The sequence below is a fragment of the Dokdonia sp. 4H-3-7-5 genome (assembly GCF_000212355.1).
Taxonomy (GTDB): domain Bacteria; phylum Bacteroidota; class Bacteroidia; order Flavobacteriales; family Flavobacteriaceae; genus Dokdonia.
Genome location: NC_015496.1, coordinates 1,392,910 through 1,413,647, shown reverse-complemented (window position 1 = coordinate 1,413,647; position 20,738 = coordinate 1,392,910). Strand labels below are relative to the sequence as shown.

Genomic DNA, 20,738 nt, shown 5'->3' with positions numbered 1-20,738 from the left:
TACGGAAGTTACAAAAAAGCTAGACTTATCAATCTATTGTTATGATGACTTTAGTAAATCTCAACATATATTAACCCTTACCTAACATTTAGGTAGATTATCTATGTTTTTGTAAAATCTCATTCACATGAGCCACTTCCCAAAAAAAGAGAATCCTCACACTAAGTAACACTTAGGTAAGGATTCTCCAACTAAATAACCAACCAAAAATTTTTGAATCACACTGCCGTAGCTAGTGCGGTAATTATTACTTTTTAAGCGCTGCTGCCTTCTTTGCGGTAAGCGCTTTTATTTCTGCTTTAATGTCTGCCGTTTTCTTACGAAGTTTCGGCGCATTTTTACTCTTTCCATCTGTTGCTGTTCTAAACTGGATATACCCTCTACCTCTAAACTGGTATGTAGTTCCTGTATTTACTTGAAACAGCTCTATCGTTTCATCATCAATAACGGTAAGGTCAAAGAACTCATTGTCTGGAAAATTATAATCTAATGTTAAAGTCTTTAAGTAGAAATCTCCAGGCACATCATTTACATCGTAGATACCATCATAATCCCAAAAGATATTATTTATAGATGTACCACTACCATCTTCAGAGCTTCTAAAGTTGCCAGAAACCCCCGCAGGTAAAAACTGTAAGAAATTCTCATTATCAAAAGGATTTATTTCTCCTTCTTCACTGGTGTAGATTTTTTCCCAAGCTTCAAATTCTTGTAAGAAGTAGTGGATATTATTATAGAAAACCAAGTCATAGTCAAAAGTGCTTCTTTGATATCCTACAAGGATATAAACTGCTCCTGTAGACGGGTGAAATAACTCTATCTCATTACCAGATAATACACGCACATCAAAAGAATAATCTCCATCTAGATCATGATAAGCATCTAGCTCATACCCAAAGGTGTCATAAGCTCCCACATCAATACCAAATCCTCCACCATTCTGACCTAGACCAGATAAGTTATTGTTTGCAAAGATGGTTCCGTTTCTAAAGGATACTGTGAATGCCTTTTGTAAAAATGGTACGGCAAGATTACCGGAAGATGCATCAATATCTACATAAAATATTTCATACTGACTCAACACTTGGTTAAGTGAAGGTCCACTATTTACTTCAACATAAGGATCTACTACTACGATCTCTTCTGTATAACAAGAAGTAAATAGAGCTGCGATAAGCGCTACTGCAAATAATTTTTTGATCGTTTTCATACTGTTTGTTTTTTGATTCCCTTAACAGTATTCAAACGGCGTGCCAAAAATATAAACAACTAATTATTAGATGGTTGTGTTTTAATTTCGCTTTCGCGAAAATGTTCTCAACCTCTTATAAGTGCATTATATATAAAGTACTCACTTACGATGAGAGCAACTAACTCATAACCAAACCTCTTAAAATATTTCAAGGATTACGTCAACTCAAACAACTTCCCAGGTAAAGGTCTTACCACTCCTTTAAGTTCCATCTGCAATAATATGCTCGCGATTTTAAAAGTGGGTAGCTTGCAGTTAAGAGCAATAATATCCATAAGCTCCTTTCCATTCTCGTTAAGGAATCGCCAAACGACCTTTTCTTCATCTGTAAGTTCTACAAAAAGTTGTTTTTGAACGGCTGGCTGCTGCTCTTCTTCTAGTTTCCAGTTGAGAATATACACAAGGTCGGCTGCGCTTGTCATGAGATTTGCCCGTTGCTGTTTGATGAGATTGTTGCATCCTAAACTTTGCTTATCGTCTGCACGTCCAGGTACCGCAAAAACATCACGATTATAGCCATTTGCAAAATCTGCAGTTACGAGTGATCCTCCTTTCTCTGCAGATTCAATCACAATAGTAGCCTCAGAGAGACCAGCTATAATCCGATTGCGCTGCAAGAAGTTAGTATGCACAAAACTACTACGACTCCAGAAATCTGTAACAAAACCACCGTTTGCTTCTACTCCGCTCATATACTTACTATGTACTTTAGGGTACACTTGATTAAGGCCGTGAGCAAGTACGCCTATATTTTGTAAACCGTTGTCAATACACGCTTTATGAGCTGTAATATCTACTCCATAAGCAAAACCAGAAATAATAAGCGGATTAAGCGGAGCTATCTCTTTGATGAATTTTTTTAAGAAATGCTCACCATAAGTGGTAATCTTACGAGTGCCCACAATACTAATGATTCGCGGATTATTCCAGTTAATGTTTCCTCGAGAAAAGAGCACAACAGGTCCATCTATACAATATTTCAACCGCTGTGGATAGTCTGGATCTGTGTAGGTAGTTGCCTTAATATCATTAGACTGTATGAAGGAAAGTTCTTCTTTCGCGAAAGCGTAATATTTCTCCTCACCAAAGGCGCTGAGTTTATGATTTCCTATCCCATCAATTTTGAGAAGCGTGGTTTTAGGCTGTTTTAGTACCTCCTCTGCACTCCCAAATTGTTGTATTAATTTCTTGATGGTCCCATCACCTAGATTAGGGGTATGCTGTAATGCAAGCAAGGAAAGTAATTCTTTTTCGGACATTAACTGTTGATTTTAAGACAACTAAGTAACAACTATTATATCTGTTAATAAAATAAATCACTAAATCTTGGAGGGCTATGCATTTTGATTAATTTTGAATTATGCAGTTAGATCAGTACATAAGCGATTTATTATATAGATATGAATGTGTGATATTACCTGGTTTTGGGGCGTTTTTGACTCAAATCCAGAGTGCACAGATTCACTCAACAACCCATGCCTTCTACCCGCCTAAGAAGAAACTTTCTTTTAACGCGCAACTTACAGATAGCGATGGATTGCTAGCAAATTATATTTCTAAAACTGAGATGATACCTCATGAGGAAGCGAGTACTCGTATTAAATCATACGTGCGTTTTCTTTTTGACGGTCTTCACAAGGGAGAAGCACAGACACTATCAAACATAGGGACACTTTCTCTAGATGCAGAAAGCAGGTTACAGTTTGAGCCATCATACCACCTTAATTATCTTACAGATTCTTTTGGTCTTTCTTCATTTACCTCTCCAGAGATTTTAAGAGAAGTTTACAAAGAAGAAGTTACTGCTCTAGAAAGTACAACTCCTATAGCTTTTACCCCAGAACGCAAGGCAGCGAGCTCATGGGTGAAATATGCAGCTGCGGCTGTAATAGCTTTTGGACTTATAGGCGCTGTAGGATTTAACTATGTAAAAGATGTAGAGCAGCATAACTATGTTTCTCATCAAGAGGCAAAGGAGCAACTAGAAGATAAAATTCAAGAAGCTACTTTTGAAATACCTAATCCGCTACCAGCGATTAAGCTATCGCTTACTAAGCCTGTAGGAAGCTATCACATTGTTGCGGGAGCTTTCCGTATGGAAGAAAATGCACAAACACGTGTGGACCAACTTACAGAACAAGGCTTTAAAGCTCGCAAGATAGGGACTAATAAATATGGTCTTCATCAAGTAGTATATGGAAGCTATATAGACTCTCAAGAAGCACTGGCCGCGTTAAAGTCTATACGCAGTACGGATAACAAAGAAGCATGGCTTCTTGTGCAAGAAATGGAATAATCCTTTATTAGATTTTCATTTTTCACCTTTCGAGTTTGACGTACCTTTGCGCCAAAATTGAAATGTAATGGAAGCACGTACGCCTACTGATTCAAAAACAACACTAACAGATTTAGTCCTACCTAGTGAGACTAACCCTTTGGGTAATCTCTTTGGAGGTGAGTTACTCGCTCGTATGGATAGAGCTGCAAGTATTGCTGCAAGACGACACTCACGTCGTATTGTAGTAACTGCATCTGTAAACCACGTAGCCTTTAACCGCATGGTTCCCTTAGGAAGTGTAGTAACTGTAGAAGCAAAGATTTCTCGCGCCTTTAGGACCTCTATGGAGATAGTGATTGATGTGTGGATAGAAGACCGTGAGAGCGGCTTAAAATCACAGGCAAATGAAGCAATTTACACCTTTGTCGCCGTAGATGAGCAAGGAATTCCAGTTCTAGTACCACAAGTAATTCCAGAGTCTGATCTTGAGAAGAAACGATATGACGCTGCACTGCGACGTAAGCAATTATCTCTTGTGCTGGCTGGTAAAATGAAACCAGAAGATGCAACAGAGCTTAAAGCTTTATTTATATAACATAAAAAAAGCCTCCAATTGGAGGCTTTTTTTATACTTGTGGTTTACTATTACCACTTTTCTACTTCTTCTTTAATAGCTTCTTTGGTTTTTCCAGTTTTTTCTTGGATGCGACCTACAACTTCGTCAAATTTTCCATCTGCAAATGTCTCATCGTCGTCAAAGTGCTTTCCGTATTTCTGTTTGAAATCTCCTTTTACTTGATTCCACTTTCCTTCTAGTTCTGTGCTGTTCATAATCTTCTTTTTTTAAGTTCACCACTAAGCTACTTATAATGAGAGCCTTCTTGTTATAAGAGAATATTAAAAAGTGTTATGGTTGTGCTAAAGTTACTCAGATGTAGAATTTCAAGTACGCTTTCGCGAAAGCACAAAAAGAACATTACATATTAAGTACCCAGTCTGCTGGATTAAGCTTTGACGTATTTTTACGCACCGAAAATTTAAGAATACTCTTGCCACTAAAAGCGTTGCGCGTTACCTGACCTATCTCCTGTTTAAAAGAAATCTTATCTCCTTGTTTCACCTTAATGCTCTTAAGATTTGTATAGACAGTGAGGTAATCTCCATGACGTATAAAAACAGTGATAGTACCTCCTTGCATATCTTGTATCTGAGTAACCTCTCCTGCAAACACAGCTCTCACAGCTGCATCTGGATCTGTCTCGATATCTACACCACTATTAGTAAGTGTAATTCCTGGAAGCGTAGGGTGTGCAGATTTACCAAAGCGACGCGTCACTCTACCTCGCACTACTGGCCATATTAATCTACCTTTATTTCCAGAAAATTCTTTAGCAAGCGCAACCTCTGCAGGAGTCATAGCAAATGTCTTACTGCTAGCCGACTTTCCGGCTTTTTTATTACTCGCTGCAATAGCATCTGCAATGAGTTTATCTATTTGTCTGTCTATACGATCTGCCTCTTGTTGTTTTGTTTTAATCTGGGCAATGTAGCTACTTGATTTTTTACGAATCTCTTTTACAAGTTCGTCTTGACGTTCTTTCTCTTTATCAAGCTCTCTTCTAGCAATTCTATTTTCTGCAATAAGTGCTTCCTTATCGCCTTTTTGTTTCACTAGCTTCTTGTTTGTTTCTTGAATGAGTGTGGTGCGCTCCTTAATCTGCAAGCCTTGTTTCTTTCGGTAATTTGCATACTGCTTCATGTATTGCGTACGCTTATATGCTTGCTTAAAACTCTCACTAGATAAGAGAAACATAATCTTACTTTGACCACTCTTGCTTTTATAAGACTTACGAATCATATCACTATAATCCTCCTTGAGAATGGCAAGTTCCTTACGTAAGTTTTCCATTTTCTCGAGGTTTTCATTAATCTCTCGAGTAAGTAAATTAGCCTGACTATTAGTAACTTTTATAAGATCTGAACGCAGTCTAATTTTTGTATCAAGATCTTCTACTTGTGTGAGGATAGAAACCTCTTTCTTTTTATTTGTTTCGCGCAAGCGTTGCAACTGCTGCATTTCCTTTTTAAGAGCCTCTCTGCGCTGTTCTAACTGTCTTTGCTTTGCAGACTGCCCAAGAGCTGCCTGTGACATAAATAATGTCAAGAAACAGCTTACAATAAAGATGTATGCGAACTTATTTTTTTGCATTGAGCTTGATTTCTTGGTATCCAGAAGGAATAGAAAATGGCATGCGTACCTCTCCGTTTAAATCTATATCACGATACTCTATTTGTACTTGAAACTGGTTTTTACCATCATCTGCAAGGATGTCTAATAAGAATGGAAATATCTTGGTTCCTACTTCTTTATAATCGCCATAAGCAATATCAAGCGATCCTCCATTATCCTTTTGCTCTATACGTTGCTCTTGTGTAACAAAGTTTTGAGTATTAATGCCAAAAAATAGATTGACTTCATCCAGTTGCTTTCTCGGGATAACTTCGTAGCCATTTTGAGTTTCTTTAAACGTGTACTTACCTTCTCTCAAGTCATACACTGTTTGCCCAGTGAGTAAACGCTGCAGTTGGAAAAAGTCTATTTCTACACCTAGATACTGACTTAAAAATGCAAAATCCCCATCAAAGTATTGATTGTTGAGCTTATCATAAAACTGCACCTTCTGTGGAGTTATTAAAGCACGAGCACCAGAAAAGCCTATCAATGAGGCATTCATCCAGATTTGCTTATCCTTTTCAATACGGATAGTAAGAGTAACTGTAGGCTTTGTACCTTTTTTATCTCTGTACTTGATTTTTGTACGAGCATCAAAAGTTGTAAAATCTATCGCATTATTATAATATTCCTTTACAAGACGCTTAGAAGAAATATCTTCTACTGTCTCTGTGGTAGTAACTTTCTTTGCACCACCGCAACTTGCGAGCACTATTACTAATAATATGTAGCCTAGCTTCTTCATTAATTTCCTTGTGCTTTAAGTTCTTTTACCTTGCTGTAATAACGGGCTGCTTTTGCAGCATCACCATCACCCGTGTGTGCATCTCCCAGCTGTTTGTAAAAGTCCATCTCCATGATCAAATCTTCAATAATATAATCTACACCAAGTTCCAGCTGATCAATAGCAGCTTTGAACTTACCTTGTTTATTTAATGCTACGCCATAAGTAAGATACAATAACGGCTGCGATGGATATAAATCAAGACCATCTGCCACTACATCTTCTACTTTTTCAAAACTACCAGCGTCTAGCAATAATAAACTTGTGTTTTTTATCAGTTCGAGATTTTCTGGCTCACTATCTAACGCTTTAGTAAGGTATGGCAATGCCTTCGCTTTATTTCCTTTTTGAATGTAATACGTAGCTAGTTCTTGATAAATATTTGCATCTGCTACTTGGGTGTCAAAAATTGCAATGGCTCGCTCTAGCTCCGGCTCGTACTTAGGATTTCTATTTACAAAGAGTACAAAATCATTAAGCACGCGATGCTTTGCTGGCGGACTCATACGCGTACTCTCAAGTACCTTTTGCATAGAAGCAATTGCTTCATCTATCTTCCCATCATTAAGGTTGAACTTGTATAAAGCTAAGTGCACTTCGTCTGCATAAGGATTTACCTTTTGTAGCTCAAGTGCAGTTTCGTATGCCTTTTGCGTGTCCCCTTGCTCACTGTACAGTAATATAAGTTTGAGGTACTCTGCCTCGCTCTTTGGATTAGAAGCAATATTCTGTTCTATCTCCTTTACCTGTCTATTTGTATTACCAGAAAGCGCATATAATTTGCTCTTTAATCGATCTCGATATATGTCACTTCCTATCTCATCATCTAGCTCTTCAATGAGGTCAAGAGCTTCTTCGTATCGCTTCGTACTTGTATAGATGCGCGCAAGATCTTCCTTGTACTGCACATCAAACCCTATAAGCTTTTTTACTGTAGTAGCTGCTGCATCATAATCTTGCTGCTGAAAGTGAACTTCATATAATGCCTCTAAAACATCTACATCATTAGGTTTGATATCTAAGTAAGTATTAAAATCTGAGGCAGCCTCATCATAATTTTTGAGAAATACTTGGTTTTTCCCTCTCTCAAAATATAATATGGCAAGCTCAGGTTCTACAGCGATACACTTATTTAATGATGTGATGGCGCGTTCATAATTTTCAATCCCCTTTTGCTTAAGGGCTTCAAAAAAAGCTGTTTGAAAAGCATCTGACACATCACCTAAGTCATCCACATTCTCATCTGCAAAAGGTGTTACCTCTTGCGGTTGCTGTGCGTTCATACGCTTTCGCGAAAGCGTAAAAAACACCGTTAATATGAGTATGTAAATTCCTTTATTCATCACTTTAGATTATTTCATCACTGTGTAGTCTCCAAGACTTACACGCGTGTGCTCTCCGTTATACTGTACTTTGTTACCTATCATGGCTTCTGTCCACTGTGCGTTTTTTATAACACTATCTTGCTGGATTAAGCTATGGCTTATAGTACTATCTTCAATAGTTGTGCCAGCTCCTATCGCAACACCCGGACCTATAGTACAATTTTTAAGAACTACGTTTTCACCTATAAAACAAGGTTCAATAATAGTTGAGTTCTCATTTACCACAGAGTCTGCAATTAGTTGCTCTTCTTTTTCATCGTGTAAGAACTGTAACATCTTAGAATTAGTATCTATAGCTACTTCTTTATTACCACAATCCATCCACTCTGTAACGGTTCCAGTTTTGAAAATACGCCCTTCGGCCATCATTTTCTTTATACCATCGTTAATCTGGTATTCACCTCCATTCATTAGATTTTCATCTAACACTTCTTGAAGCTTCTCTTTAAGAACGGCTACATCCTTAAAATAATATATACCTATAACAGCTTGGTCAGATACAAATGTTTCTGGCTTCTCTACAAGCTCTACAATTTCTTCTTTATCATTAAGTTTTACAACTCCGTAAGCCTCAGGATTAGGGACTTTCTTTGTCCATATAACACTATCTGCCTCAGGATCTAGCTCTAAGTCTGCACGTATTAATGCATCTGCATATGCGATTACCGCAGGACCGCTTAAAGAAGGCTCTGCACTCATGATTGCGTGACCGGTTCCTAGAGGAGCTCCCTGACGATAGATAGATGCTTTTGCACCAAGGCTTTCTGCAAGTTCCTCAAGCTGCTTGATCACTGCATCACCAAAAAAGGTAGGATCTCCAAGTATAAAAGCAATTTCATCTACCGGCTGCTTCAGTATTTTTGCAATATCACGCACTAAACGATGTACAATAGGTGCTCCTGCTACAGGAATTAAAGGTTTTGGTATCGTTAAACTATGTGGTCTTAATCTCGAGCCGAGTCCGGCCATTGGTACTATTATCTTCATCTTTTATAAATCTTTACTTAATCCATTTACATGGAATTTAATACTTATTGCTTTTAGAGAGAGCAATTCTTACCTACGTAGGAATTTATTTTACCCCAGTACTCCCAAAACCGCCTTCACCACGATCTGTGGTTGAAAGTTCTGTAACTTCTTCCCATTGTGCTTGCTCGTGCTTTGCTATGACCATTTGTGCAATGCGTTCACCATTTTCAATTATAAACGGCTCATTAGAAAGGTTTACAAGAATTACTCCTACTTCTCCTCTATAATCTGCATCTATGGTTCCTGGAGCATTGAGTACGGTGATCCCTTTTTTGGCAGCTAGTCCGCTACGTGGTCTTACCTGTGCCTCAACACCTATAGGAAGTTCCATAAATATTCCGGTAGGAACAATGGCTCTTTCTAATGAACCTATCGTGATTGACTCTGTGATATTTGCACGTAAATCCATTCCTGCACTAGCAATGGTTTCATAGTGAGGAAGTGCGTGTTCACTTTTATTAATTACTTTAATCTTCATTATAATCTATTTCAATTCCGCAGCTGCGGTGTTTTTATTAAACTAAGAGTTGACTTTATTTTCTTTTCAATAATCTTAATAAAAGCTCTTTTTCGCGAAAGCTAATAAAGCCTATTAGTACTACAATCATACCGACTCCTACAAGATACAATGGCAAGCTCCCAACACCAAAATAATCTCTAAAACCATAGAAGAACACACAAGAAAATGTAATACTCATGACTAGATACAAAAGTATATTTTTTACATCATAAGGAACTGCTAAATGTTTGCGTCCCATGAGATACGACACAATCATCATTAATCCGTATGCGCTGCAGGTTGCAATTGCGCTCGCGAGATATCCTATTCTAGGTATTAACGTTACATTTATAACAATAGTGAGAATAGCACCGCCAACAGAAATGTATGCACCATACCTAGTTTTATCTGTCACTTTATACCATACGGACAGCGTTTGATAAATTCCAAAAAAGAGGTATGCTACGAGAATGAGTGGCACGATGTACATGCCTTCCCAGTACTCTTCTCCATCGAGCAACATCACTTTTACAACGTCTACGAGGACCACATAAGCAAATAATGCAATAGAGCCTAAGACTACGAATGCCTTTGTAATCTGAGCATACATGACTTGTGCATTTTCATTTTTTGCTTCGCTAAAAAAGAAAGGTTCAATCCCTATTCTAAATGCAGTAGCAAACAAAGTCATGCCAATGGATAGTTTATAGCAGGCTCCATAAATAGCCACTTCCCCTTTGGCAATATCTTCTGGTAGTAATTTTTCTAATAAGATCTTATCAAAAGATTCATTTATTGCAAAAGCAAGCCCTGCTAACAATATAGGTGCTCCATACGTAACCATCTTCTTCCACAAGCCTACGTCAAAAGACCACTTTACAAAATATGGCTTGATTACAATTAAAAAAGTGAGAACACTTGGTAAACAAAATGCTATGAAAACGAGCTCTATCTTATCTGAAGGTAACCAACTAGAAACACCATCTAAACCAGGTAGCCATACTAGTAATATTACAGAGAGTCCTGTTGAGATTACAACATTGAGCAATTTTATAAATGCATATGTTCCCGACTTCTTTTGCGCTCTCATGTATGCAAAAGGGATTACGGTAAGCGTATCAAATGCAATAATTAGTATCACCCACCTCCAGTACGTAGCAGGAACGTCGGATATTTGAGATAGCGTATCAATACCCAAAAATGCTATAATCGTGAATGCAACTGTAGAAACCAGTAAGGCTATAAGGGATGTAGATAGCGTCTTAGCACTATACTTATCATCATTAAAAAATCTAAAAAAAGCTGTTTCCATACCATACGTAAGAAGCACGTTGAGTATCATCACATAAGAAAATACGATAGTCACTTCTCCAAAGGCCTCCTTGTCTGGTAAATATCCAGTATAGAGACGTGTGAGTAGAGCCGTAAGAACGCGCGGTAATACCGTCGCGAGACCATACACAAAGGTGTGTTTGAAAAGGCTTTTAAGAGAACTCAAATAATTATGTATTTAAGTAGCCAAAAGTACAGAAATTATACTAGCAACTAGTTACGACCACCACGTGGTTTCTGACGAGGGTAGGCTTTAGTTTCTTTCTCTACAACCTTCGCGATTTTAGCGTATTTAAGCACTCCATTATCACGGTAAGTTATACCAGCTTCAGATGGTGATAATGTAAATGGAAATACGTCATTTTGAACAGGAGGAGTATTTACCGCCTCATCTTCTACATTATCAGACATCACTAGATCTTGATTGGGACCTTGGTCAGTTCTAAAGCGAGCGACATAATTATCACTACCGCGCATAATTTTTCCTACGCTTTCGCGAAAATATACGTTTTCTAATACCACATCTGCTTCTAATGCTTCTATGTTTAAATAGAACTCTATTCCCGAGCCTCCCTGAGCCATGCCAGCAACATACGTATTATAATATGCTGGACTTGATGCAAAAGCTGGTTGAGATAGGATCATAGTTTGTTGAGTATCTGACACAGCAGTAGACTTACATTGTGTGAGTAATAATGAGGAGAATCCTATGCTTAAAAGCGCTACTAGTTTGTACATTTTCATAATTGGTTGTTTTGAGTTTATATTCAAAACCCTTGCCATAAAGATAGTAAAGATTATTCTTGCGGATATGACTTCATTTAAATGCAGCGTCTATGCGCTATTACCCCAAAATGATTTGCAAAAAAAAACCCCAACCGTTTCCGATTGGGGCTTACTATATAAATTATAATAGTGATATTTAAATCAGTACTAGTTATTCAAAGCTTCTGCTCCACCTACGATCTCTAAAATCTCGTTTGTAATAGCTGCTTGACGTGCTTTGTTATATTGTAATTTAAGCGCATCTCTAAGCTCTGTTGCGTTGTCTGTTGCTTTGTGCATGGCAGTCATACGCGCTCCGTGTTCTGATGCTACAGAGTCTCTAATTCCTTTAAAAAGTTGCGTTTTTAAAGCTTTAGGGATCAATCCTTCAACGATTTCCTCTTTAGAAGGCTCAAAGATATAATCTGCAGTTGCTGCTGCTTCCTCTTGTACGGTTGCTACAATAGGTAGAAACTGCTCTGGAGTTACAATTTGAGTTGCTGCGTTCTTAAATTTATTGTAGATAATGTCAATGCGATCGTATTCACCAGCTTCAAAACGAGCCATTAGATCTTCTGCAATTGCGGCTACATTATCAAAAGTAAGATCATCGTAAATATCATTGTTATTTTCGATTACCTTAAAAGTCTTTGCTAAAATAGCATCAGCTTTTTTTCCTAATGTAACTAAGTGCACTTCTTTACCAGCATACTTTGCGGCAACACGTGCATTAACACCTTTGATAATATTTGTATTAAAAGCTCCTGCAAGACCTCTGTTTGATGAAATAGCTACTATAAGTACCTTTTTTATCTCACGATCTTCTGCAAGTTTACTTCCAGAATCTGCATCTAGTGTAGCGCTTAAGTTCTGTAAAAGCTCAGTAAGCTTATCAGAATATGGGCGCATTGCTGTAATTGCATCTTGTGCCTTTTTCAACTTTGCAGCAGATACCATTTTCATGGCACTAGTGATCTGCATCGTAGAAGATACCGATGAAATTCTGTTTCTTATTTCCTTTAAGTTTGCCATCTTCTTTAAATTCCCGTAGTCTCAAGCATTACATCTTGAACATCACGATTTGTCTTTAATTTTGACAAGTCTCCCGCTCGCGCGGGAGTTGTTGAATTACATTTTTCGCGAAAGCGAAATACTCTTAGATATACTTTGCAGATAGGTCTTTTGCAACAGCTACTAATGTATCTGTAACCTCGTCTGTAAGTTTTCCAGATTTAAGTGTATCAAGGATACCTCTATGCTTAGCGTTTAAGAATTCGATATAATCTGCTTCAAATTCTTTAACCTTATTTACTGGTACGTTACGTAGTAAGTTTTTAGACCCTGCATAAATAATTGCAATTTGATCCTCTACTGTAAACGGTGTATTTTCTGCTTGCTTAAGTATCTCTACGTTACGCTTTCCTTTTTCAATTACGTTAAGGGTAGCAGCATCAAGATCAGAACCAAACTTTGCAAACGCTTCCAATTCACGGAAAGCTGCTTGATCCAGTTTTAAAGTACCTGATACTTTTTTCATTGATTTAATCTGTGCGTTACCTCCTACACGTGATACCGAGATACCTACGTTAATAGCTGGGCGTACACCAGAGTTAAATAAATCTCCATCTAAGAAGATTTGCCCGTCTGTAATAGAAATTACGTTTGTAGGGATATAAGCAGATACGTCACCTGCTTGCGTCTCAATGATAGGAAGTGCAGTAAGTGATCCTCCTCCTTTTACGATAGGCTTAAGACTATCAGGAAGGTCATTCATTGTTTTTGCAATAGCATCATCATTAATCACCTTTGCAGCACGCTCAAGTAATCTAGAGTGTAAGAAGAATACATCTCCAGGGTATGCCTCACGTCCCGGTGGACGACGAAGTAGTAATGATACCTCACGGTATGCAACTGCTTGCTTAGATAAATCATCATAAATGATTAATGCTGGACGACCTGTATCTCTAAAATATTCTCCAATCGCTGCTCCTGCAAATGGTGCATACACTTGCATTGCTGCAGGATCTGATGCGTTTGCTGCAACTATAGTTGTATAAGCCATTGCTCCAGCCTCCTCAAGTACATTTGCAATAAGTGCAACTGTAGAAGCTTTTTGCCCGATGGCTACATATATACAATGTACTGGCTCACCAGCATCGTAAAATTCTTTTTGGTTAAGGATAGTGTCAATACAAACAGTAGACTTACCTGTCTGACGGTCACCAATTACAAGCTCACGCTGCCCTCTACCTACTGGTATCATCGCATCAATTGCTTTGATTCCTGTTTGTAATGGCTCTGTTACTGGCTCACGAAAAACAACACCAGGCGCTTTACGCTCAAGTGGCATCTCATAAGTTTGTCCAGCAATAGGTCCTTTTCCATCAATAGGAAGACCTAATGTGTTTACCACACGTCCAGTAATACCTTCACCTACCTGGATAGATGCGATACGTTGTGTACGTTTTACGGTATCACCTTCTTTAATAGATAAAGAAGTACCTAAGAGTACAACCCCTACGTTATCTTCTTCAAGGTTAAGAACAATTGCTTCAAGACCACTTTCAAACTCAACAAGCTCACCATACTGGGCGTTTGCAAGTCCGTAAATACGAGCGATACCATCACCCACGGTCAATACTGTTCCTACTTCGTCAAGGGAAGCTGTTGCTTCAAAACCTGAAAGTTGTTTCTTTAAAATTGCCGAAACTTCTGCTGGTTTAACTTCTGCCATTTGATCTAAATTTATAAGTCCGCTTTCGCGAAAATTTTCTCACCGTACGATGAGCCGTTTATTTATAAACTATTACTAAATTCTCTTTTTAATTTGCCTAACTGGCTAGCGATACTCGCATTGTATTGCGTATCACCTACACGTAGTACAAAACCTCCTATAATGCTCTCGTCGATTACATTAGTTAAGGTTACGTTTGTACTTCCAGTAAGTTCAGTCACTTTTGCTAGCACTTTAGTTTCTAGCTCTGGTGTTAAAGCTACTGCGGTTGTTACCGTTGCAGCCTCAATTTTGTTTGCTTTATTATATTCTGTAATAAAACTTTGTGCTACGCCGCCTAACAAGTTAGCTCTTTTATTATCTACAAGAACATCAATAAGACCAAGAGTCTCTTTTGTTCCGTCTGTAAATACTTGACGTAGTACTGCACGTTTATCGTCTGTTTTGATAATCGGACTGTTAAGAGCATTGCGAAGACCTTTACTTCCTTCTAGCGTTGCTGTAACAGATTTCATATCATTTAAAACTGCCTCAATAGTACCATTATCTTTTGCAAGATCTAGTACTGCTTTTGCATATCTTATTGCTGCTCTGCTCATAGTGATGGCGGCTTAAATTCTATTAGTTTAAAGTTGCGTTTCCTAGCATCTCATCTACGAGCTCTAGTTGCTTTCCTTTATTTGAAAGTTCACTCTTTACAACTTTTTCTGCAATCTCTACAGATAATGCTGCAACCTGACCTTTAAGGTCTGCAATAGCACTCTTACGCTCAGCTTCGATTGCTGCTTGTGCTTGTGCTACCATTTTGTCTGCTTCAAGCTTAGCTTCTGCTTTAGCATCATCAATCATTTTTGTCTTCATCTCACGAGCTTCTTTAAGCATAGACTCACGCTCTGCACGTGCTTCTTTTAAAAGCTTCTCGTTATCTGCTTGAAGGTTTTGCATGTCTAGTTTTGCCTTTTCGGCAGCATCTAGAGCTCCTTGTATACCTTCTTCACGCTCATTAAGTGCATTCATGATAGGCTTCCAAGCAAATTTCACCATCAATAGAATGATAAGTAAAAAAAGGATAGTTTGTTTTACAAACAGGTCAAGTGAAAAATTTTCTAATAATTGTTCCATCTCAAAAGTGATTCTTTGTTCTTTTATTCTTTGTTTAATTAAATTCAACTCCTGTAACCAACCGTTACAGGAAGTTGAATTTTAAGGTTGATTTGGATTAAGCTCCTAAAATTAGGGCACCAAATGCAAGTCCTTCTAAAAGTGCAGCAACGATAATCATCGCAGTCTGGATCTTACCAGCAGCCTCAGGCTGACGAGCAATTCCTTCCATTGCAGCTCCACCAATCTTACCAAGACCGATACCACCTCCAATTACTACTAAACCAGCTCCCACTAAATTTGGGATCATTGGTGCTACTTCTTGTACTAATGCTAAAGACATAATAGTGTATATAAAAAATTAAACAAATAAAAATTCTTAATTAAGTGAAGTTCTTTCTAATAACTTCTGTATCCTCTATCGTTTCACCATGCTCATCATGTAACTCCTCGTCATGGTGATCATCTGCTACAGCCATACCAATAAATAGAGCTGACAATGTAGTGAATATATACGCCTGTAGAAATGCTACTAGCAATTCGATAAGCATAATAAATAGTGACAAGAATAATGACACAATAGTAGAACCTGCAACGCTAAGTGAATCTTGCAATAAGATTCCCACCGCAATAAGACTCATAACAACCGTGTGACCTGCCGTGATGTTTGCAAATAAACGTACTAACAGTGAAAATGGCTTAATAACCAATGTACCTGCAAGCTCGATAATACCTAATAATGGTCTGAACACGTAAGGTATACCTGGCATCCATAACATGTGACCCCAGAAATGCTTGTTACCGCTAAATACGTAAATCACTAGTGTAATAACAGCAAGTGCTGCAGTTACCGCGATCTGACCTGTAACGTTAAAACCAAATGGCATTAACCCTACAAGGTTGAGTATCCAGATAAAGAAGAATACCGTAAGAAGGTATCCAGTAAATTTTCTGTAGCTCTCCCCAATGTTCGGTTTTGCGATCTCGTCTCTTACATAAATTACTAGAGGCTCAAGTACTCGTGCAAATCCTGTTGGGATATTCTTTTTCTTGTATTGTCTTGCTAATCCAGAGAACCAGATCAACATTAAAAGTCCTATTAGTAAGATACCAAAAACACTTTTTGTGATGGAAAGATCAAAAGGTTTTGAAGCATTTGTAGCGTGGTGATCTTCATCATACGCAAGACTTGTTGCTCCTGCTTCAAGTTCATAGATACGACCGTGATTTTTCACAAAGCGGCTTTCTCCTTTAGTTACGATTACCTGTCCTTCATCATCATGATGAAACTCAGAAGACATAAACGCAGTAAAACCATTTTCTCCCCATAACATTACAGGAAGTGGGAAACCCCAGTGATGCTCTACTCCATTATCATCAAAAGTTGAGAATAAATGGAAGTCGTGAGAATCCTTTAAGTGATGCTGTATATAAGCCTTTACCTCCTCTTTAGTATTAACTGGATTTCCTTTTTCTCCAGTCTTTCCAGCATCCGCTTTCGCGAAAGCGTAAAAGGGAATACTAAGAACAAAAACTAATACTAAAAGTGTGATTGATTTTGATGCTACCTTCATTCTTAAATTTTCAATAAATAACGTAACCTTAAATTTTGTGCAAAAATACTCATTTTCTTGAAAATAAAATGCATTTCTTAATTATTTCAAAATTAATCCGCTCTGTTTAGCATTTTAACAACCACCATCACCTCATAAATTATGAAAATAGCAATAGGAATGAGTAATGATAATTTATCTGACTTTGTTAATTGCAAGCTTGTAGACAGCAATTCTCTAAAAATTACAAAGAAGAGCATCATTTTTAAAACTATAGATCCTAGGTATAAAAATCCTATTTGATCCTTAAACTCTTTTAAAAAATAATTTATGAGCTCAAATGTTAAAACAAAAAATAGAGATAATGAAGCATGAAAGATATATACATCTCTCAAGCTGTAAGGAGGGGAGCTATCTAGTGACGTTAGCAAGTAATTATGCAAGCTGTAACTTATAAAAAAAGTGATTACAGCAATGATTACATACAAGAGTAATTTTTTTATCACGACTACTTGTTAAGTTGTATTACTCCTTTGATTACTATATAAATGGAAAGAAAAACTGATAATAATGTTATTGTAGTCTCTAGCCAATTTGCATCATACCGCACATCAAGCCACTTTCCTAATAAATTACCTAAGTAGATGGTTACACCCATCTGGAAAGGTATGGTGGAAAATTTCACCCATTTATTAAGCTGAACGTTCTTCTTTTCCTTTGCCATTTGACAATGATTTTACGCTTCCTTTCATAACGCAAGATGCATTAAAGGTTGCTCCTGGCTCTACAGCCAGTTTACCCGTAATTACTTCGCCTTCAATATGAGCAGCTGTTTTAATAGAAAGAAGGTTTTTAATTTCTAATTTACCTTCTATCTTACCTTCTACATCTGCATCATTACAAATAAGAGTTCCTATGACCACACCTGTTTTTCCTATAACAATTTTATTAGGTGATGTAATATTACCATGTATCTCACCATCAATACGAAAACCACCTTCTGAGGTAACATCTCCTTTGAGAGTTGTGCCCTGGCTTATGCGGTTCTGCTGGTTAGTGAGGTCAGGTCCTTTTCCTTTCTTATTGTCTGAAAACATCGGTAAAAAATTAGTCAGTTAATTTGAATCTTGCGCTTTATAAGCATCAAGATTTTTATGCATTTGAATTATTTTATAATTCTCTGAAGCGATTACCATACTAGGTAATGTTATCAAAATATCTTTATTAGTACTAAGCAACTCTACTAGACCTTCTGCCTGACTACGGCTACTTAAAAAATGAACTACAACAAACGATTGTTGTGCATCATAAACATCAATAGAGGTTGAAAGCTCTGTATAACCCACCTCATCAAAGCTTTCTAAAAGCTTCTTCTGTAAATCCTTTGCTCCTTGAATATTACTGTTATTAAATGGGTAGACTATTTTATAGTTAATTGCAATTGCCTCGTCATCAAACTGATCGAACTTCAAGGTAGGCAGCGCATTTTGCAATAAGCTTTGTGCTTTTTTTCCTTCTTCTGTGCGAGGGTAAGTAAGTGCCACATAGCTCAACCCTTTTTTATAAGCATCATAACCTTCATATCTACCAGCGACTGTAGCCTTTAGTAATTCAAATTTCGGCAAATATGGATTCCCATAAAACTGATCTATTCTTTTATTTAAGTCACTCTCAAGGTTTACAAAGTTTTGATATTGGAACCTCTTATATAATTCTTTATATACTTCTTCTGGCGACTCTGCATCTGCCTCTAATAGCGTATCTGGGTTATTAATACGAGTGGCATAACGAGAATTTGGGTATTCTGCTGTGATTTTATTTTTATAAATGTTCGCTTTCGCGGAAGCGTCCATAGCCCCATACACTTGGTAGAGATTGTATAATGCAGGAAGCACTAATTTTTCATCTGGATTAAAAGCCAACAATTTTTCTAATCGCTGCGCTGCCAAAGGATATTCTTTGAACTTCTCTTTGTAAATAAGCCCTAGCTGAAAGTATGCAAAGTCACGCTCTTTTAACAAACTATCTACCTGCTTTTTTTCTCTTGGTAAGCTTGCAATATAATCTGCCGCAGTCATTTCTTTGTCACCATCAAGGTCCGGGTTATCTAATGCAACGGGTAACGTACTTGAGTTAAGAGGTACAGCCTGCACGGAAGATAACCTCCACCCGTCTACCAGACGACGTTTTCCCCATCTTCTTTCAAAAGACTGTTTCCCATAAGAAACAGCTACATCATTATAGAAATAAAATTCTCCTGGCTCACCTCCTATTGCCCTTCCGCCACTGCTTGAAGCATTAAAAAACTCATTATTTCGTATGTTATCAATGCGCGCAATAGAATCTGCCGCTTTCTTTGCTTTAATTTGAGCAATATAGTTGTCGAAATAAGCTGCAAGCGAATCTCCAGAAAGTGTAACTAGGGCAATAATACTGTCATTGCGCTGTGTAAGGTTTTCATAATCTATAACATCATTAAGGTTCTCACGCTTTTTTGTAATAGTTCGATACTCACGGCTACGATCATTTATCTTACCTATCACACTATCATAATAAGCTCCTGCAATTTTATAAGCGGCTTGCTCAAAACTATAGTCTGCAAGTGCTAGATAATCTCTAGAAAGCAAATAATCATCTGTACTACTTTGTCTTAACGACTTATTATAATTTGCAATAGCAGAGTCTTCTCGCCCTGTTTTCATAAAGAAATCTGCCTTTGCATAGTAGATTTTATCTAAAAAGGGTCTGTTCTCACGATTACCTACCATTTTATCAAGTCGTTCCCTTATAACTAGTGTATCTACTAGATTATAGTCATAATTGCGTATTTGCTCTAAATGCGCATTTATATAATACTTACGTGGAATTTTACGATTAAGATCTATAACATCTTGAAAAGCCTCATTTGCAAGCGAATACTCACCTACTCTATTATACAATTGGCCTAAAATATAATTATAGCGTCCGCGCTCTTCAGATTTTCTTGTGAGCTTTGCCGCGCTTTGTATATATTGAAATGCACTATCTTGAATACCAAGATTAAGATATGCTTGTGTAAGCATGGCATGAGCATCTGCAATGTCTTGATCTTTTAAGTTTTTTTCTACTTTAAAGATTTGCTTAAGATTTTTAATAGCCACCTCATTATTTTCAAGGCGGATATTTGTTTTTTCTTTCCAGATCTTAGCTTGTGCTATATTGTTACTTTTAGGGTAATATGCTAGCACATAATTAAAAGCCTCTAAAGCAGGGACAAATTGCTGGTCGTAGTAACGTGCTTTACCTAATAAAAGGAAAGCTTCATCCATTTGTGGGTTGCGTTCCTCTCCATCTATTTTCATAGCATGGTTTTGTATTGCTTTTATAGCTTTTTCCTCTGCCCGCAAAAAATTAGGATCTCTATTTTCTTCTCCTAACGCAGTGTTTTCCTCAAAGGCAATACGCTCAATAGGTAAGATATCCCAGTAGTCATCATTGAAGGTTTGTACAAGAGCATTTTTACCTTCTTCAAGCGCTACATTTCCATTATACAATGTATTGAACTCTGTTGTAACCGCATGGAAGTTACGGCTCAAAAAAGAATCGTTCTTACGAGAACAACTCGATAGAGATAGTGTAGTAACACCAATAAAGAATAAACGTTTTAAGAGTAATTTCAAACCTTATTTGTTTTTACTAAAGGGAACTGTAATTTACCGTAATTAGTATGGAGGTTCGTAAAAATACGTTTCTTTTCGAAAAAACGAAGATTTCCATCAGTAATTAAATAACATTCATTTAGTAAGAAGCGCCT

22 protein-coding genes are annotated in these 20,738 nt (G+C 37.4%); 2 read left to right on the top strand and 20 right to left on the bottom strand.

Going from position 1 to position 20,738, the window contains the following annotated elements; genetic code table 11:
- Nucleotides 1–247 precede the first annotated feature (247 nt).
- The gene (locus KRODI_RS06200; protein WP_013750732.1) at nt 248–1,210 is read right to left on the bottom strand and encodes a hypothetical protein; all 963 of its coding nucleotides are present in this window, start codon (nt 1,208–1,210) and stop codon (nt 248–250) included.
- 197 nt (nt 1,211–1,407) lie between these two features.
- Nucleotides 1,408–2,511 carry a DNA-processing protein DprA gene (gene dprA, locus KRODI_RS06195; RefSeq protein WP_013750731.1) on the bottom strand — a complete coding sequence of 368 codons (1,104 nt, stop codon included), beginning with the start codon at nt 2,509–2,511 and terminating at the stop codon, nt 1,408–1,410.
- A gap of 101 nt (nt 2,512–2,612) precedes the next feature.
- On the opposite strand from dprA, the gene KRODI_RS06190 reads away from it, so the two are divergent.
- Together KRODI_RS06190 and KRODI_RS06185 are read left to right on the top strand one after the other, a co-directional pair.
- On the top strand, nt 2,613–3,548 hold the full coding sequence (locus KRODI_RS06190) for an SPOR domain-containing protein (protein ID WP_013750730.1): 936 nt from the start codon (nt 2,613–2,615) through the stop codon (nt 3,546–3,548).
- A 67-nt stretch (nt 3,549–3,615) separates the two neighbouring features.
- On the top strand, nt 3,616–4,125 hold the full coding sequence (locus tag KRODI_RS06185) for an acyl-CoA thioesterase (RefSeq protein WP_013750729.1): 510 nt from the start codon (nt 3,616–3,618) through the stop codon (nt 4,123–4,125).
- A 50-nt stretch (nt 4,126–4,175) separates the two neighbouring features.
- On the opposite strand, the gene KRODI_RS06180 is transcribed toward KRODI_RS06185, so the two are convergent.
- The 18 genes from KRODI_RS06180 to KRODI_RS06095 all read right to left on the bottom strand — a co-directional run bounded on the left by KRODI_RS06180 (nt 4,176) and on the right by KRODI_RS06095 (nt 20,604).
- A complete protein-coding gene (locus tag KRODI_RS06180) occupies nt 4,176–4,361 on the bottom strand; it encodes a CsbD family protein (protein ID WP_013750728.1) in 186 nt (61 codons plus the stop codon).
- 145 nt (nt 4,362–4,506) lie between these two features.
- Complete coding sequence (locus KRODI_RS06175; protein WP_013750727.1) at nt 4,507–5,739, bottom strand: murein hydrolase activator EnvC family protein; 1,233 nt, start codon at nt 5,737–5,739, stop codon at nt 4,507–4,509.
- Nucleotides 5,726–6,508 carry a DUF4292 domain-containing protein gene (locus KRODI_RS06170; protein ID WP_013750726.1) on the bottom strand — a complete coding sequence of 261 codons (783 nt, stop codon included), beginning with the start codon at nt 6,506–6,508 and terminating at the stop codon, nt 5,726–5,728. Before KRODI_RS06170 ends, KRODI_RS06175 begins: the two co-directional genes overlap by 14 nt.
- On the bottom strand, nt 6,508–7,890 hold the full coding sequence (locus KRODI_RS06165; protein ID WP_013750725.1) for a tetratricopeptide repeat protein: 1,383 nt from the start codon (nt 7,888–7,890) through the stop codon (nt 6,508–6,510). Before KRODI_RS06165 ends, KRODI_RS06170 begins: the two co-directional genes overlap by 1 nt.
- Before the next feature lie 9 nt (nt 7,891–7,899).
- Nucleotides 7,900–8,919 carry a sugar phosphate nucleotidyltransferase gene (locus KRODI_RS06160; RefSeq protein WP_013750724.1) on the bottom strand — a complete coding sequence of 340 codons (1,020 nt, stop codon included), beginning with the start codon at nt 8,917–8,919 and terminating at the stop codon, nt 7,900–7,902.
- An 85-nt stretch (nt 8,920–9,004) separates the two neighbouring features.
- Complete coding sequence (dut, locus tag KRODI_RS06155; protein WP_013750723.1) at nt 9,005–9,439, bottom strand: dUTP diphosphatase; 435 nt, start codon at nt 9,437–9,439, stop codon at nt 9,005–9,007.
- A gap of 55 nt (nt 9,440–9,494) precedes the next feature.
- The gene (locus KRODI_RS06150) at nt 9,495–10,958 is read right to left on the bottom strand and encodes a lipopolysaccharide biosynthesis protein (protein WP_041295640.1); all 1,464 of its coding nucleotides are present in this window, start codon (nt 10,956–10,958) and stop codon (nt 9,495–9,497) included.
- A 47-nt stretch (nt 10,959–11,005) separates the two neighbouring features.
- Complete coding sequence (locus KRODI_RS06145) at nt 11,006–11,536, bottom strand: hypothetical protein (protein ID WP_013750721.1); 531 nt, start codon at nt 11,534–11,536, stop codon at nt 11,006–11,008.
- A gap of 189 nt (nt 11,537–11,725) precedes the next feature.
- Nucleotides 11,726–12,589: an ATP synthase F1 subunit gamma gene (gene atpG, locus KRODI_RS06140; RefSeq protein WP_013750720.1), complete on the bottom strand. Its 864-nt coding sequence runs from the start codon at nt 12,587–12,589 to the stop codon at nt 11,726–11,728.
- A 124-nt stretch (nt 12,590–12,713) separates the two neighbouring features.
- Nucleotides 12,714–14,291: a F0F1 ATP synthase subunit alpha gene (gene atpA, locus KRODI_RS06135; RefSeq protein WP_013750719.1), complete on the bottom strand. Its 1,578-nt coding sequence runs from the start codon at nt 14,289–14,291 to the stop codon at nt 12,714–12,716.
- Nucleotides 14,292–14,353: 62 nt separating this feature from the next.
- Complete coding sequence (gene atpH / locus KRODI_RS06130) at nt 14,354–14,890, bottom strand: ATP synthase F1 subunit delta (protein WP_013750718.1); 537 nt, start codon at nt 14,888–14,890, stop codon at nt 14,354–14,356.
- Between the two features lie 22 nt (nt 14,891–14,912).
- Nucleotides 14,913–15,413 carry a F0F1 ATP synthase subunit B gene (locus tag KRODI_RS06125; protein WP_013750717.1) on the bottom strand — a complete coding sequence of 167 codons (501 nt, stop codon included), beginning with the start codon at nt 15,411–15,413 and terminating at the stop codon, nt 14,913–14,915.
- Between the two features lie 97 nt (nt 15,414–15,510).
- Nucleotides 15,511–15,735 carry an ATP synthase F0 subunit C gene (gene atpE, locus KRODI_RS06120; RefSeq protein WP_013750716.1) on the bottom strand — a complete coding sequence of 75 codons (225 nt, stop codon included), beginning with the start codon at nt 15,733–15,735 and terminating at the stop codon, nt 15,511–15,513.
- 40 nt (nt 15,736–15,775) lie between these two features.
- Complete coding sequence (gene atpB, locus KRODI_RS06115; protein WP_013750715.1) at nt 15,776–16,966, bottom strand: F0F1 ATP synthase subunit A; 1,191 nt, start codon at nt 16,964–16,966, stop codon at nt 15,776–15,778.
- Nucleotides 16,967–17,058: 92 nt separating this feature from the next.
- Nucleotides 17,059–17,451 carry a DUF6168 family protein gene (locus tag KRODI_RS15805; RefSeq protein WP_013750714.1) on the bottom strand — a complete coding sequence of 131 codons (393 nt, stop codon included), beginning with the start codon at nt 17,449–17,451 and terminating at the stop codon, nt 17,059–17,061.
- A gap of 2 nt (nt 17,452–17,453) precedes the next feature.
- A complete protein-coding gene (locus tag KRODI_RS06105) occupies nt 17,454–17,669 on the bottom strand; it encodes an AtpZ/AtpI family protein (RefSeq protein WP_013750713.1) in 216 nt (71 codons plus the stop codon).
- A complete protein-coding gene (locus tag KRODI_RS06100) occupies nt 17,638–18,042 on the bottom strand; it encodes a polymer-forming cytoskeletal protein (RefSeq protein ID WP_013750712.1) in 405 nt (134 codons plus the stop codon). The genes KRODI_RS06105 and KRODI_RS06100 overlap by 32 nt, the downstream gene beginning before the upstream one ends.
- 18 nt (nt 18,043–18,060) lie before the next feature.
- Entirely contained in the window at nt 18,061–20,604 is a 2,544-nt protein-coding gene (locus KRODI_RS06095) for a tetratricopeptide repeat protein (protein ID WP_013750711.1), read from the bottom strand.
- Nucleotides 20,605–20,738: the final 134 nt, after the last annotated feature.